We start from the raw sequence: 14,307 nt of genomic DNA on the forward strand, positions 1-14,307 counted from the left end.
AAGGCCCACCATGACAACACAACTCGATAGCCCGGCCGATCTCATCGGCTTGGCCGGACAGCAGCTCGGCACCACCGACTGGATCGAGATCACCCAGCCGCAGGTGGACCTGTTCGCCGAGGCCACCGGCGATCACCAATGGATCCACACCGATCCACAACGCGCGGCGGCCGGGCCGTTCCACGGCACCATCGCACACGGTTACCTCACCCTGTCGCTGGCACCGGTGGTCATCTCCGATGTCCTCGAGATCCGCGAGCTCACCGCGGCGCTGAACTACGGCTTGAACAAGGTCCGCTTCCCCGCACCTGTGCCGGTAGGTTCGAAGATCCGGGCGGTGGTGACGCTGACCGGGGCGCACCAGAAGACCTCGGGTGTAGAGGCGATCTTCGGCCTCACCTACGAGATCGACGGCGGCACCCGCCCAGCCTGCGTCGCCGACGTCGTGGTGCTGTATCCATGAGCGCACCGTTGCCCGCCGACGCCATCGAGCAGCGGCTGATCTCCGTCCTGGGACAACAGCTCCGGGTCAACGTGCGCTGGGGTTCCGGCGTCCCGCTGGTGCTGTGCAACGGGATCGGAGCCGCCTTCGAGGTGTTCGATCCGCTCGTCGCCGCGCTCGACCCGGCGACCACCGTGGTGCGCTTCGATGTTCCCGGCACCGGTGGATCACCGAATTCGCCGCTGCCGTACGGGTTTCCATACCTGGCAGTGGTACTGGGCGAACTGCTGCGCAAGTTCGGCATGCATGGGCAGGTCGATGTGCTCGGCCTGTCCTGGGGCGGCGCGCTGGCCCAGCAGTTCGCCTTCCAGCATCCACGCCGGTGCCGCCGCCTCGTCCTGGTGTCCACCGGCACCGGTGTGCTGATGATTCCGGGACGGCCGCGGGCGCTGCTGAAAATGCTGACGCCAGCCCGATTCCTGGACCACCAGTACGCGGCTCGCATCGCGGGCGAACTCTATGGTGGCACCGTCCGTCGCGATCCCGCCATCGTCTCACAGCTGTTCGACCGGCAGCTGATGGCGGGATCCCGGGTCGGGTATCTGCATCAACTGCTGGCCGGATCGGTATGGACGAGCGTGTTCGCGCTGCCGCTCATCCGCCAGCCCACACTGATCCTGGCCGGCACCGACGATCCGATCATCCCGGTCGCCAATGCCCGCCTCATGGCCCGGTTGCTACCACATGCGACCGTGCACCTGCACGCGGGCGGACACGTCGACCTGATCACCGATGCCCGCGCACTGGCCCCGGCAATCGAAGCCTTCCGCACCGAGAGAAACGAACGGCCATGAGCAATTCCACCGCCATCGACAGCGCCGACTTCTACGCCCTCGAGGATCTCCTCGACGACGGCGAGCTGAAGATCCTGCACCGGGTGCGGGAGTTCATGAAATCCGAGGTGGAGCCGATCATCAACCAGCACTGGCAGCGTGGCAGCTTCCCGTTCGAAATCGTGCCCGGCTTCCGGCGACTCGGCATCGCCGGGCTGCCGTATCGCGGATTCGGTTGCCCAGGACGGTCTTTCCTGCTCGACGGCATGGTCGCCATGGAGCTGGCGCGCACCGACCCGTCCATCGCCACCTTCGCCGGGGTGCACGGCGGACTGTCCATGGGCTCGATCTACCTCTGCGGTGACGACGAACAGCGCGAGCGGTTCCTGCCGGCGATGGCGCGGCTGGAGCAGATCGGGGCGTTCGGTCTGACCGAACCGGAGGTCGGCTCCGGGGCATCCGGCGGGCTGCGCACCACCGCGCGGCGCGCGGGCGACATCTGGGTGCTCAACGGGCAGAAAAAGTGGATCGGCAATGCCACCTTCGGCGATCGCACCGTCATCTGGGCCAAGGATGTCGCCGACGGACAGGTCAAGGGCTTCGTGGTCGCCAATGACAGCCCCGGCTTCGAGACCTCGAAACTCGAGGACAAAATCGCGCTGCGGGTGGTGCAGAACGCGCTCATCACCCTCACCGATGTCCGGGTCCCCGAGGCCGACCGGCTGCAGCACGCCAATTCCTTCCGTGACACCGCCGCCGTGCTGCGCATGACCCGCGCGGGTGTGGCCTGGATGGCCGTCGGCTGCGCCCGCGGCGCCTATGAGAACGCGCTGCGCTACGCGTTGGAACGCGAGCAGTTCGGGCGTCCCATCGCCGCTTTCCAGCTGGTACAGGATCTGCTGGTGCGCATGCTCGGCAATATCACCTCGTCCTGGGCGCTGTGCGCACGCTTGTCCCAGCTGCAGGACCTGGGCCGGGCCGAGGACCGGCATTCCTCCTTGGCCAAGGCGTGGTGCACGGTGCGCATGCGCGAAACTGTCGGCTGGGCGCGAGAACTCATGGGCGGTAACGGAATCTTGTTGGAGCACAATGTCGGCCGCTTCGTCGCCGACGCCGAAGCCATCTACTCCTACGAGGGCACCCGGGAAATGAACACCCTCATCGTCGGCCGGGCCATTACCGGATCGAGCGCATTCGTCTGAGGCCGAGCCGCATTGACGACGGCTTCCGACGGCACCGTGACCAGACGCTGCGCCACGATCCCGCACCCTTCGTTGTATCGGCGGACAGTGCGACGGCGACGCCCGGCCAGATGCTCGTCCGGCTTCCTGTCCTGCGTCCGTGACTACTACCTCTATGGCGCCGCCGTCTGATCCCGGCCTGACCGACCCCACCGCCCCGCGACCGGCGAGGTTTTCAGACCGACTCGCCCTTTACCACCGTCCACTGGGTGACCGGCAAGTGCGGCCGCCAGGTCGTAAAATTGCCCAGGGCTTCGGCTCGGTAGATCTGAAACTTCCGCAGTTGACCGCCGTACGCGGCGACCCATTGCAGTAGCAGCGCTTCGGATTCCGCCGTCACCGCATTCGCCACTAAACGGCCGCCCTGACGTAAAATCGACCAACACGTCTCGAGCACGCCATCCTGAGTGAGCCCGCCACCGACGAAAATAGCATCCGGAGGCGCTGATTCGACAGATTTTCCGATGTCGGTAAGTATGTCTCCCCGCACACCGATGTGCGGAACACCAAGGGCAGCGGCATTATCGGCGATCCGCCGCCGCCGATGTTCGAGCCGCTCGAAGCTTACCGCCCGGCAGCTCGGATGGGTGCGGCACCATTCGATCGCGATACTGCCCGAACCCCCGCCGACATCCCACAGCAATTCCCCGGGCGCGGGTGCCAGCGCGGCCAATGTCAACGCCCTGACCTCGGATTTGGTGAGCTGACCGGCACCGCCGAAGAACTCATCCGGCAATCCGGGCACCCGTGTCGCCCGCGGGTGCTTCGGATCGGCGACGCAGTCGATCGCGACGATATTGAGTGGATCACCCGTTGCGAGCTCCCACCCCGCCGCGCGATCGCGCACAACCCGTTCGCGCGGACCGCCCAACTGCTCTAGCACGATCAATGTCGACCCCCCGAAACCATTGTCCCGCAATAGTTCCGCGAGCTGTCCCGGTGTGTGTTGGTCCGCACTCAGCACCAGCACCCGCCGCCGGTCCGCCAACTCCGGCAACACCGTCGCCACCGGCCGCCCCACCGCACTCACCACCGGGATTTCCGCCAACGCCCACCCCAGCCGCGCACAGGCCAGCGATGCCGATGATGCCTGCGGAAGTACCCGCAGCTGGTCCGCCCCGAACAGGCCCGCCAATGTCGCACCGATGCCGTAGAACATCGGATCCCCGCTGGCCAGCACGCATATCTGCCGCCCGGCGTTGTCGGCGAACAAACCTGAGAGTGCGGGAACCAACGGCGACGGCCACTCCCGCCGCGCCACCGTGATGCCCTGCGGAATCAGCTCGAGCTGCCGCGCCGATCCGAATATCAGCTCGGCATCAGAGATCGCTGCGCGCGCGGCCTCGCCGAGCCCGCCCCACCCGTCGGCGCCGATACCGACCACGGCGATCGGTGGCCCACTCCACTCGGTCGTCACCGCACCGCCGTTCACCGTGGCATCCGACGCCAGATGGGTTGCGGCAGTAGGCGGATCGCGAAGATGACCGGGCGCAGGATGCCGGGGACCCAAATCCGACCGGCGCGGCGCCGCAGACCGCGCACGACCGCGTCCGCCACCTGTTCTGTGGTGCTGGACATCGGGGCTGGGTCCATGCCCTCGGTCATCCGGCCGATGACGAACCCGCAACGCAGCAGCAGCAGGTGCACACCGCTGCCGTGCAACGCATCCGCGAGACCGCTGGCGAATCCGTCGAGACCCGCCTTCGCCGAACCGTAGACGTAGTTGGCTCGCCGCACCCGCGCACCCGCGAACGAACTGAATACGACGAGCTGCCCGCTGCCTTGCGCGCGAAGCAGATTCGCGAGGATGGTGAGCACGCTGATCTGCGCGACATAGTCGGTGTGCACCACTCCAATCGCATGTGCCGGATCATGTTCGGCCCGCGCCTGATCCCCGAGCACCCCGAATGCGACCACCGCGACCCCGATTCCCCCGTATTCGGCCGCGATCTTCTCCAGGAGCGCGGGATGACTCGCCGTATCATCCGCGTCGAATTCGACGGTATGCACTGCCGTCGCCCCGGCTGCCGCAACCGCCGCGCTCTCCTGCGCCAACTCCGCGCTGCGCCGCGCGGCGAGTATCACCACGCGCCCCGGCGCCAGACGCCGCGCCACCTCGAGCCCGATCTCACTGCGGCCCCCCAGTACCAGCACCGGCCCCTCGGCAATTCCACGCGATCCCATGCCGCCAGTCTTTCACCCCACCCCGATATGCCGATCCGCCAGGTCAGACGATCTCGAGCTGATACGAGACCTCGCCCCAGAAGCCGCCCGGCTCGGATTCATCGCCGCAGGTGCGGAGGCAGTCGCCGCGGAGTAGGTCGTCCAGCCCGCACCAGAGCCCTCAGGACGTCGCTGTGAAACAGCCGGTCACCGGGATGGGTTCCCCGGCTCGACCCTGCCGCCGAATGTTGCGGCGAGGAACCCAGCATTACCACCATCGAGCAGCCAACTGGATATCCGTGTTCGGCATCCTTGAACCCATCGATTGTCGATCCCGGCGGCCACAACATCCGAGCAGGCGCCGCACATCGAACGAATCAGTCGGAACTCGGAATTGCCGACTCGGTATGTGCCGGCGCCGGGCGGCCCGCATACCGCTACGGTCAAGGGATGCCGACCAGCACTGCACAGCTGTCCACTGCCGCACTCGAATTCGTCGCCGAGCGGCACCTCGCGACCTTGACCACCCTGCGCGCCGACGGCACGCCGCATGTGGTCGCGGTGGGTTTCACCTGGGATCCGGAAGCCGGGATCGCTCGGGTGATCACCAATGACGGCTCGGTGAAAGTGCGCAATGTGCGGCGCTCCGGTTACGCGGCCGTGAGCCAGGTGGACGGTATCCGTTGGATCACCTTGGAAGGCCCGGCCACCGTGCTCGACGATCCGGACAACGTCGCGGCAGCGGTCGACCGCTATGCGGGCCGCTACCGCGTCCCCCGCGAGAACCCGACCCGCGTGGTCATTGCCATCCAAGTCCAGCGCGTACTCTCCAGCAGCACCCTCGCCCACACCCCAGCCTGAACCTCACCGCCGACCTCGCCCGGCACCCGAAGAGTCTTTGCGCCCAGGCCATTTCATCGCGCCAACTCCCAGGTTCGAGCGAGCGCAGACTCGAGGCTACCCACTGCGCACGCTCATATTCGCCGGGCGACAGCAACTCGACAACCCGCCCTGTTCTGTGCGCCTGCTCGTCGGCAGGGGCAAGCCGGCCCGCTAGAGCACCGTCAACCCATGCGGCCGCTGGTTCATCGACTCACAGCCGTCCGCGGTGACCACGACGATGTCTTCGATCCGGGCGCCCCAATCGCCGCGGAAGTAGATGCCGGGTTCGATGCTGAAGGCCATGCCGGGTTGCAGGGGCAAGCTGTTGCCTTCGATGATGTAGGGCTCCTCATGGACCGAAAGGCCGATGCCATGGCCGGTGCGGTGCACGAAGGCGGCGCCGAAACCGGCTTCGGTCAACAGGTTTCGGGCTGCGGCGTCGACCGATTCGGCGGTGACACCGGGACGGACGGCGGCAACCGCGGCGGCATGCGCGCGCTCCAGTTCCCCGAATTGCGCGGCGACGGTGGGCTCGGGCTCGCCGAGCACGTAGGTGCGGGTCGAGTCCGAATAGTAGCCGGGGTCGACCAGGCCGCCGATATCGATCACCACCACATCCCCGGCTTCGATGCGACGGTCGGAGACGCCGTGGTGCGGGTCGGCGCCGTGCGGTCCGCTGCCGACGATGACGAAGGCCACTGCGGTATGTCCCTCCTCGACGATCGCCGCCGCGATATCCGCGCCGACCTCGGCCTCGGTGCGCCCGACGCGCAGGAATTCACCCATCCGCGCATGCACCCGGTCGATGGCCGCACCCGCGCGCCGCAGTGCCTCGACTTCGGCCTGGTCCTTGATCATTCGCAGTTCCCGCAGCACCGGCGTTGCGGAAGTGGGCAGGCCGCTGACGGACTCGGCCAGCGGCAGCAGATGCAGTGCTGGCATGACATCGGTGACCGCGACCCGAGAGCCGACGTGCAGCGACGACTTCACCAGCTGATACGGATCGACGCCGTCGACCCAGTCCAGCACATGCAGACCGAGTTCACCCGCAGCCGAACCTTCCAGCGACGCCAACTCCAGTTTCGGAATCACCACCGATGGGGTAGCGCCATCGGCCGGGATCACCAGACAGGTCAGCCGCTCGAAGGACTCCGCCGCCGAGCCGATGAGATAGCGCAGATCCGGCCCCGGCGTGATCAATAGTGCGTCCAGATGAGCGGCGCGCATCAACTGCACCGCCCGTTCGAGTCGATTACTGTAGACATCCGCCGCGAACCGGGACTCTGTGTGCGAGCTCATACCGTCCGACGGTACCCGCCACCGCCATCAACCCGAATGTGAATACCCGAGGTTTGTCGTTGCGGACAGGTAGCCTCAGCGGCGTGAACACTGCGACTTCCGGTGGGCCCCTGCTGTTGCTCGATGGCGCAAGCCTGTGGTTCCGTGCGTTCCACGCGATTCCGGAGAAGATCACCGCACCCGACGGCCGATCGGTGAACGCGCTGCGCGGCTTCACCGATATGGTCGCCTCGCTCATCACCAAGCACCAGCCGAGCCGGTTGGTGGTCTGTCTGGACCTGGATTGGCGTCCCGCGTTCCGGGTGGCGTTGGTGCCGACCTACAAGGCCCACCGTCTCGATACTTCCGCCGATGCCGCACCCGGCGCCGAGGACGTCCCGGACACCCTGACCCCGCAGGTCGAGATGATTCTCGAGGTGCTCAGCGCGGCGGGTATCGCGACCGGCGGGGCGGCCGGACTCGAGGCCGATGACGTGCTCGGCACGCTGGCCACCCAGGAGCACACCGATCCGGTGATCGTCGTCAGCGGCGACCGTGACCTGCTCCAACTCGTCCGTGACGAGCCGGAACCGCCGGTGCGCGTGCTCTACGCCGGTCGCGGCCTGGCCAAGGCCGAATTGTTCGGTCCCGTCGAGGTGTCCGCGAAATACGGTGTGCCACTGGAGAATGCGGGCCGGGCCTATGCGGATATGGCGACCCTGCGGGGTGACTCCTCCGATGGCCTGCCCGGCGTCGCCGGCATCGGCGAGAAATCCGCCGCGATGCTCATCTCCCGCTTCGGTTCCCTCGACGCGCTCACAGCGGCCGTCGACGACCCCACCGCCGACTTGGCCCAGGGCATTCGCGCAAAGCTCCGCGCCGCCGAGACCTACCTGAAGGCCGCTGCCCCGGTCACCCGCGTGGTCTGCGACGCCGATGTGGAACTGTCTCGCCCCGACACTCTCCCGACGACCCCCGCCGACCCGGACCGTCTCCGCGAACTGGCCACCGCCTACAACGCGGAAAGCCCGATCACCCGCCTGATCACGGCACTGACCGCGCGCTCGGCGTAACCACCGCACCCGTGCTCACGCACCAGAACGACGGCCGCGCATAACCGGTCTCGGCCTCGCAGAGGTTGCAGAGCCTGTTGCCGAATACGTCGAACCTGCGATCGTGCCGTCACACCGCCGTCACAGCGGCAGACCACATCACCTAGCGGCGAGCATGATTGCGGCCCCAGTCGTCCACGTAGACATGTGCGCCACCAAAGCCCACTGGAGGTGTTGAGCAGCGGGGCCGCCCCACCGATACCCGTTCGCCAACGACCGCTGACTCGAACCGTCAGCTCGGGCGGCCGACCTCGTAGGTTCCGTCGTCCTTGGTGATCTTGACCGTGACCTTCTTCTGCTCGCCGCTGACCTTCAAGTTACAGGCGAAGGTCGCGTCGACCTTGACCTGCTGGCCGGAGGGGCAGGAGACATCGGCGACGTCCTGGATTCCGTAGGAATCCGAGAGCACCTTCTTGACGCCGTCCTGAACGGCGGCCTGGTCGAGTTCGTCCTTGCTGGTCAGCATGAGCACCAGCACCACGATCGCGCCGATGACGGCGACCGCGAGCACACCTAGGCCGATGAACAGGCCCTTGCTCTTGCCGCCGCTGCTCGGCTGCGGGGTCTGCTGCCACGGCTGCTGCTGGCCTTGCTGCCAGGGCTGTTGCTGCCCCTGCTGCGCCGACCAGTCCTGCTGAGTCGGCTGCTGACCCCACTGCGGCGGACTCGGCTGCGGCTGACCCCACTGCGGCTGGCTCGGCTGGCTCTGCGGATTCGGCTGACCCCACTGCGGCTGACCGGGCTGGCTCTGCGGATTCGGCTGACCCCACGACGGCTGACCGGGCTGGCTCTGCGGATTCGGCTGACCCCACGACGGCTGCTGTACGTTCGGATCGCCCCACTGCTGAGTCGGCTGCGCCTGCGGTGCACTGCCCCACTGCTGGGTGGGCCCGGCTGCACCGGGTGCCTGCTGTCCGCCCCACTGCTGGGTGGGATCGTTGCGTCCCTCCCCGGGACCAGGGGCGTCGTTCGGTCCGTACGGGCCGCTCATCTGGTTGCCTCCACTCGCATCGGTATACACACGGTAGCCCCCCGCGTGAGACTCGTCGCACAACAGGACCAACCCGGTACGAGGCGCGATCCTGTCCGACTCCTCCGCCACGGTCGGTACGCGAAAGAAATCAAATCACAATCGAATCGGCTACGCGGCGTCCACGGCGACGACACCCCGTCGGATCGCGCGGACGGCCTTGGCCGCGGTCCCCGCGACCTCCACATCGTCGGCGGTTCCGTGGATCTGGTCGAGCAGATCGATCACCTGCCGGCACCACCGCACGAAATCGCCCGCGGACAGCGGCGCGTTCTGATCACCGCTGGCCAGCAACGATTCGGCCAACCCATCGCCACGCGCCCATTTGTAAACACCGGTCACGAAACCGAGATCCGGTTCCCGCGTAGGCGGCAGCTTGTGCCGCGCCTCATCGGAACGCAATTCGCTCCACACCCCGACGGTCGCACCGACGGCCCGGCGAATCGGTTCGGTCGGCCCGCTGGCACCGACATAGCCGCCCTCCTGCCGGGATTCGTACACCAGAATGGAAACCACCGCCGCCAATTCCGCCGGGCCGAGTCCGCGCCAGAGCCCCTCCCGCAAGCATTCGGCGACGAGTAGATCGCTCTCGGCGTAGATCCTGGCCAGCCGACGACCGTCGGAGGTCACCTCGCCCGCGGCCACGAACCCGCGTTCCTCGAGCAGTCCGAGGATCCGATCGAAGGTGCGCGCCAGCGAATTGGTGGTCGCGGCAACCTTCTGGCGCATCGTCTCCGTCTCGCGCAGCAGCCGGTTGTAGCGCTCACCGACGCGACTCATCTGTTCGCGGTCGGGCCGGGTGTGCGCCGGATGTGCGCGCAGACTGCGCCGCAATGTCGCCAGCTCGCGGTCCTCGCCGGCCTTCGAGCGGTCGCCGCGGCGCGACCGACCCGGCGCCGAAATTCCGGTGCTGCGCAACGCCGATGCCAGATCCCGCCGGGTTCGTGCCGTGCGGTGATCGATCTTGCGCGGCAGCCGCATATGGCCCAGGGTCTTCGCGGGCACCGGGAAATCGGCGACCGATACCCGCCCCGCCCACTTGTCCTCGGTCAGTACCAGCGGACGCGGATCCCCCGGCGTAGCATCCGGCTCCAGAATCACCGCCAGCCCGGCCCGCCGCCCGGACGGAATGGCCACCACATCGCCACGTCGCAAAGAGACCAGCGCGTCGACCGCTGCACCGCGCCGATCAGCCCGGCCCTGCTGTTCGATCTGACGTTCGCGCTGTTTGATCCGCTCGCGCAGGGAAATGTATTCCAGGAAGCCGCCGTCCTCGCCGCCGAGCTGATCGCGCAATTTGCGCAACTGCCCCTCATTGCGCTCGATCCCGCGCACCAGCCCCACAACCGATCGGTCGGCCTGGAACTGGGCGAAGGACCGCTCCAGCAGTGCCCGCGACTCGTCCGCACCCATCCGATCGATCAGATTGATCGACATGTTGTAGCCCGGCCGGAACGAACTGCGCAGCGGATAGGTCCGGGTGGATGCCAGGCCCGCAACCGCACTGGTGTCGACCTCGGGCTGCCACAACACCACCGCATGGCCCTCGACATCGATCCCACGCCGCCCGGCCCGGCCCGTGAGCTGCGTGTACTCCCCCGGCGTCAGCTCGGCGTGCGACTCACCGTTGTATTTGACCAGCCGCTCGAGCACCACCGTCCGCGCGGGCATATTGATGCCCAATGCCAGTGTCTCCGTTGCGAATACGGCCCGCACCAGACCGCGCACGAACAATTCCTCGACGGTGTGTCGGAAGGCAGGCAGCATGCCTGCGTGATGCGCGGCCAGTCCGCGGTGCAGCGCCTCGCGCCACTCCCAGTAGCCGAGCACCTCGAGATCGCCCTTGGGCAGGTCCCCGGTGTGCTTCTCGATGATCGCGTCGATCTCGTCGGACTCGTCGTCACGGCTGTGCTTACCCACCCCGCCGACTGCCGTCCCGCTGAGATCCAGCCGCGACCGCAAGCATTGCGCAAGCGCCGCATCGCATCCGGCCCGGCTGAAGATGAAGGTGATCGCGGGCAGCAGCCCTTCCTCATCGAGCTTGGCCAGCACCTCCGGCCGGGGCAAAGGCCGGAAGTTGCGATTCCCACCGCGACCGCGCGGTCCACCCCAGCCGTTCATCCGGTCCGCCGCCTCCCGGTGGCGGATATAGCGCACCAGATCCTCGTCGACGAGCACCTTCTGCTCGCTGGAGTTCGTATCGAACAGATCGAACATCCGCCGCCCGACCATGACGTGCTGCCACAGCGGCACCGGACGAGTCTCGTCGACGACCACCGCAGTATCGCCGCGCACGGTCTCCATCCACGCGCCGAATTCCTCGGCATTGCTGACCGTGGCCGAAAGGCTGACCAGCCGCACATCCGGCGGCAGATGCAGGATGACCTCCTCCCAGACCGCGCCGCGGAAGCGGTCGGCGAGGTAGTGCACCTCGTCCATCACCACATACGACAGTCCGCGCAACGCGTCCGAGGAGGCATAGAGCATATTGCGCAGCACCTCGGTGGTCATCACGACCACCGGTGCATCCGGGTTGATCGACTGGTCACCGGTGAGCAGACCGACCTGGTCGCGCCCGTGCCGCTCGGTAAAATCGGCGAACTTCTGGTTCGACAGCGCCTTGATCGGTGTGGTGTAGAAACACTTTCCGCCCGCCGCCAACGCGAGGTGCACCGCGAACTCGCCGACGACGGTCTTACCCGCGCCGGTCGGGGCACAGACCAACACGCTGTGCCCAGTCTCGAGGGCTTTGCAGGCATTGCGCTGGAAGGGGTCCAACCCGAAAGTCAGCTCGGCGCAGAACTTTGCCAGCTCGCCCGCCTGCGACCGGTGATATGTCACCGTCAGAGGGTATCGGAGTAGTCCGACACGGGTCGCGCGGATTTCTCCGCGGGCTCCATGATCGATTCGGCCGGGTTGATCGGCTCGGGGCCGGAGATCCTGGAGGCTTCCTCATCCGCGAGTGCCGCCGATGCCTCGGCCTCCCGACGTGCGCGCCGCTTGTCGTTGATCCGGGACACCTGGATGGCGACCTCGAACAGCACCGTCAGGGCCAGCGCCAATGCCAGCATGGAGAACGGATCCTGCGGGGTCACGATCGCGGCGAAGACGAAGAGCCCGAAGATGATTCCGCGCCGCCACTTGGCCAGCTTGTCGTAGTGCAGCACCCCGACCAGATTCAATCCGACTACCAGCAGCGGGATTTCGAAACTGACACCGAAGATGACGAGCAACTGGATGATGAAGCTGAAGTATTGCGAACCGCTCAGCGCGGTGATCTGCGCGTTGTTGCCGATATTCAGCAGGAAGCTCAACGCATGTGCGACAACCCAATACGCGAGCACAGCGCCGGTCACGAACAGCGCGCTACCACAGGTGACGAATCCGACCGCGTACTTGCGTTCCTTCGCGTACAGTCCGGGCGTGATGAAGGCCCAGATCTGATACAGCCACACCGGGGCGGCCAGCACCACACCCGCCGTCATACCGACCTTCAACCGCAGCATGAACTGTTCGAACGGTGCCGTCGCCAGCAGCCGGCAGGCGCCGTCGGCGGTGAGAACGGCCCGCGACGAGGCGGGCAGGGAACAGTACGGTCCGGTCAGCAGCGACCCCAGGCTTTCGATGCCGAGGATCGTATGCGCGTACCAGAAGAAGCCGAACAGCGTGGTGACGACGACTGCGGCGATCGAGATCAGCAGCCGACGGCGCAGCTCCTGGAGATGCTCGACCAACGACATGGTGCCGTCGGGATTCGTCCTGCGCTTACTGCGCCGGGGATCGAACGGGATTCGCATGGTGGTGTGTTGGCCCCTGGGGTCGAAGGTGCCCGCAGCGGTCGGCGGGCAACAGCACAACGTCCGGAGCGAGTTCGCTACTCACCCCGGCGGCAAGGCTGAGCTCAGAGCGACTTCGGCTGTGCCTGGGGCTCGGCCTGTGGCTGCGCGACCCTCGGCTGCACGGCCGGGGCCTGCGGCAGTTCGGCGGCCGGTTGCTGGGCCGGTGCTGCACTTGCCTGTGCGCTGCTCTCGTTCTGCATCTGGCTGACTTCGCTCTTGAAGATGCGCAGCGAGCGGCCCAGGCTGCGGGCGGCATCGGGCATACGCTTCGCGCCGAAGAACATCACGAAGACCGCGGCAATGATCAGCCAGTGCCAGATGCTCAGACTGCCCATAATTAACCTCCAAAGAATGTGGTAGCTCTGATGCTACCGGACTATGACATGCGAGAACTCTCGCGTCGGTGTGCGTTCGCCGTGCGTTCAACTGCACCTATCGACACGATCTACGCGGCGTTCAGGATCGTCCGGCCACCGATTGCAGTTGGTTCAACAGTTCCGGCCCGGTCCAGTCGCGCCGGTCGCCGTGTTCGGCGGCGACGATCAGTTCGATGAGTCGCTGATTGACCGGTGTGGGTAGTCCGACCATCGCGCCGAGGCTGACGATCTCCCCGCACAACCAGGAAATTTCGGTCTTGCGACCGAGTTCGAGGTCATCGGCCATGGACGAGCGCGCCTCCGGATCGATGGCCAGCACCGTTGCGGCGACCCGGCGGAAGATTCCGTCCGGAACGGTGAGCAGCCGGACCATCCATTCCGGCGGCAGCGGCGTCAGCCGGGCGGGGCGAATTCGCGCTCTGCGCATCGCGGCGAGCGCCTCGCGCTGGGTGAGGGCCAGGCAGCGCCGGAAGTCGCGGTCGGACAGTTCCTCGCGCAACGGCCGACCGGACAGTGCATTGATCGGGTTGTTGAGGTTCAGCAGCAGCTTCGCCCATTGCACCGGTAGCAGGTTCGGATACCGCCGCAGTGCCAGACCTGCCCGGGCGAATACCTCGGTGAACTGTACGAGCGCCGGATCGTCCTGCACCGCGAGTCCGCCCTCGGTGCCGCGATGGAACCGGCCGCCGGCCTGGTGTACGACGTTGAACATCACCATCCCCGCCAGCACCACGCAGGTCGGCAGGATCTCGCGGATCACCGCATCGTTGCCGATCCCGTTCTGCAGGCTCAACACCACCGTGCCGGGGCGGATCCTGCCGTCGAGATCGCGCACGGCCGCCGCGGTGGCCGCCGACTTCACGGTGACCAGCACCAGATCGGCGGACCCGACATCCTCCGGCGTGGTCGACACCCGCACCGCATCGCCCGCGACCGCGACATCACCGCCGTCCAGGTCGGTGAGCTGCAGCCCGGACGCGCTGATCTCGTCCAGCACCCGCTGCCGACCGACGAAAGTGACATCGGCGCCGGCGCCCGCCAGCTTTCCACCGACGAAGCAACCAATGCTCCCGGCGCCAAGGACCAGCACCCGAGCGAGTGCCATCACCT

The 14,307-nt window shown here is 66.9% G+C and carries 13 protein-coding genes; 5 read left to right on the top strand and 8 right to left on the bottom strand.

Annotation, left to right across the window (positions count from 1 at the left end; genetic code table 11):
- The first annotated feature begins 10 nt into the window (after positions 1-10).
- Genes AB0J29_RS05575 through AB0J29_RS05585 form a run of 3 tightly spaced genes read left to right on the top strand, consistent with a single transcriptional unit; the run spans position 11 to position 2,477 of the window.
- Positions 11-463: a MaoC family dehydratase gene (locus AB0J29_RS05575; RefSeq protein WP_364779709.1), complete on the top strand. Its 453-nt coding sequence runs from the start codon at positions 11-13 to the stop codon at positions 461-463.
- Positions 460-1,296 (top strand): poly(3-hydroxyalkanoate) depolymerase, encoded by an 837-nt coding sequence (gene phaZ, locus AB0J29_RS05580; protein ID WP_364779712.1) that lies wholly within the window; start codon positions 460-462, stop codon positions 1,294-1,296. The genes AB0J29_RS05575 and phaZ overlap by 4 nt, the downstream gene beginning before the upstream one ends.
- Positions 1,293-2,477, top strand: coding sequence for an acyl-CoA dehydrogenase family protein (locus AB0J29_RS05585; protein ID WP_364779715.1), 1,185 nt, complete (start codon positions 1,293-1,295; stop codon positions 2,475-2,477). Before phaZ ends, AB0J29_RS05585 begins: the two co-directional genes overlap by 4 nt.
- Before the next feature lie 214 nt (positions 2,478-2,691).
- On the opposite strand, the gene cbiE is transcribed toward AB0J29_RS05585, so the two are convergent.
- Positions 2,692-3,933, bottom strand: a complete 1,242-nt coding sequence (gene cbiE / locus AB0J29_RS05590; protein ID WP_364779718.1) for a precorrin-6y C5,15-methyltransferase (decarboxylating) subunit CbiE — start codon at positions 3,931-3,933, stop codon at positions 2,692-2,694.
- Positions 3,934-3,944: 11 nt separating this feature from the next.
- Positions 3,945-4,700, bottom strand: coding sequence for an SDR family NAD(P)-dependent oxidoreductase (locus tag AB0J29_RS05595; protein ID WP_364779721.1), 756 nt, complete (start codon positions 4,698-4,700; stop codon positions 3,945-3,947).
- Positions 4,701-5,129: 429 nt separating this feature from the next.
- Here AB0J29_RS05595 and AB0J29_RS05600 point away from each other — a divergent pair, with 429 nt between their 5' ends.
- Positions 5,130-5,540, top strand: coding sequence for a PPOX class F420-dependent oxidoreductase (locus tag AB0J29_RS05600; RefSeq protein WP_364779724.1), 411 nt, complete (start codon positions 5,130-5,132; stop codon positions 5,538-5,540).
- 192 nt (positions 5,541-5,732) lie between these two features.
- Here AB0J29_RS05600 and AB0J29_RS05605 read toward each other — a convergent pair whose 3' ends face one another.
- On the bottom strand, positions 5,733-6,860 hold the full coding sequence (locus AB0J29_RS05605) for a Xaa-Pro peptidase family protein (RefSeq protein WP_364779727.1): 1,128 nt from the start codon (positions 6,858-6,860) through the stop codon (positions 5,733-5,735).
- Positions 6,861-6,943: 83 nt separating this feature from the next.
- On the opposite strand from AB0J29_RS05605, the gene AB0J29_RS05610 reads away from it, so the two are divergent.
- Positions 6,944-7,912 (top strand): 5'-3' exonuclease, encoded by a 969-nt coding sequence (locus tag AB0J29_RS05610; protein WP_364779730.1) that lies wholly within the window; start codon positions 6,944-6,946, stop codon positions 7,910-7,912.
- 271 nt (positions 7,913-8,183) lie between these two features.
- On the opposite strand, the gene AB0J29_RS05615 is transcribed toward AB0J29_RS05610, so the two are convergent.
- The 5 genes from AB0J29_RS05615 to AB0J29_RS05635 all read right to left on the bottom strand — a co-directional run bounded on the left by AB0J29_RS05615 (position 8,184) and on the right by AB0J29_RS05635 (position 14,302).
- Positions 8,184-8,942, bottom strand: a complete 759-nt coding sequence (locus AB0J29_RS05615; protein WP_364779733.1) for a DUF4333 domain-containing protein — start codon at positions 8,940-8,942, stop codon at positions 8,184-8,186.
- A 150-nt stretch (positions 8,943-9,092) separates the two neighbouring features.
- Complete coding sequence (locus tag AB0J29_RS05620) at positions 9,093-11,822, bottom strand: RNA helicase (protein ID WP_364779736.1); 2,730 nt, start codon at positions 11,820-11,822, stop codon at positions 9,093-9,095.
- A gap of 2 nt (positions 11,823-11,824) precedes the next feature.
- Positions 11,825-12,778, bottom strand: coding sequence for a twin-arginine translocase subunit TatC (gene tatC, locus AB0J29_RS05625; protein ID WP_364779739.1), 954 nt, complete (start codon positions 12,776-12,778; stop codon positions 11,825-11,827).
- Positions 12,779-12,882: 104 nt separating this feature from the next.
- Positions 12,883-13,155 carry a Sec-independent protein translocase subunit TatA gene (gene tatA / locus AB0J29_RS05630; protein ID WP_364779742.1) on the bottom strand — a complete coding sequence of 91 codons (273 nt, stop codon included), beginning with the start codon at positions 13,153-13,155 and terminating at the stop codon, positions 12,883-12,885.
- Positions 13,156-13,276: 121 nt separating this feature from the next.
- Positions 13,277-14,302 (bottom strand): 2-dehydropantoate 2-reductase, encoded by a 1,026-nt coding sequence (locus AB0J29_RS05635; protein WP_364780006.1) that lies wholly within the window; start codon positions 14,300-14,302, stop codon positions 13,277-13,279.
- Between the last annotated feature and the right edge of the window lie 5 nt (positions 14,303-14,307).

The organism is Nocardia sp. NPDC049707 (assembly GCF_040674855.1).
GTDB lineage: Bacteria > Actinomycetota > Actinomycetes > Mycobacteriales > Mycobacteriaceae > Nocardia.

Coding starts and splice junctions, on each gene's coding strand:
- phaZ (WP_364779712.1), top strand. CDS start 460: ATGAGCGCACCGTTGCCCGCCGACGCCATCGAGCAGCGGCTGATCTCC.
- AB0J29_RS05595 (WP_364779721.1), bottom strand. CDS start 4,700: ATGGGATCGCGTGGAATTGCCGAGGGGCCGGTGCTGGTACTGGGGGGC.
- AB0J29_RS05600 (WP_364779724.1), top strand. CDS start 5,130: ATGCCGACCAGCACTGCACAGCTGTCCACTGCCGCACTCGAATTCGTC.
- tatA (WP_364779742.1), bottom strand. CDS start 13,155: ATGGGCAGTCTGAGCATCTGGCACTGGCTGATCATTGCCGCGGTCTTC.
- AB0J29_RS05615 (WP_364779733.1), bottom strand. CDS start 8,942: ATGAGCGGCCCGTACGGACCGAACGACGCCCCTGGTCCCGGGGAGGGA.
- AB0J29_RS05585 (WP_364779715.1), top strand. CDS start 1,293: ATGAGCAATTCCACCGCCATCGACAGCGCCGACTTCTACGCCCTCGAG.
- AB0J29_RS05605 (WP_364779727.1), bottom strand. CDS start 6,860: ATGAGCTCGCACACAGAGTCCCGGTTCGCGGCGGATGTCTACAGTAAT.
- AB0J29_RS05635 (WP_364780006.1), bottom strand. CDS start 14,302: ATGGCACTCGCTCGGGTGCTGGTCCTTGGCGCCGGGAGCATTGGTTGC.
- tatC (WP_364779739.1), bottom strand. CDS start 12,778: ATGCGAATCCCGTTCGATCCCCGGCGCAGTAAGCGCAGGACGAATCCC.
- AB0J29_RS05575 (WP_364779709.1), top strand. CDS start 11: ATGACAACACAACTCGATAGCCCGGCCGATCTCATCGGCTTGGCCGGA.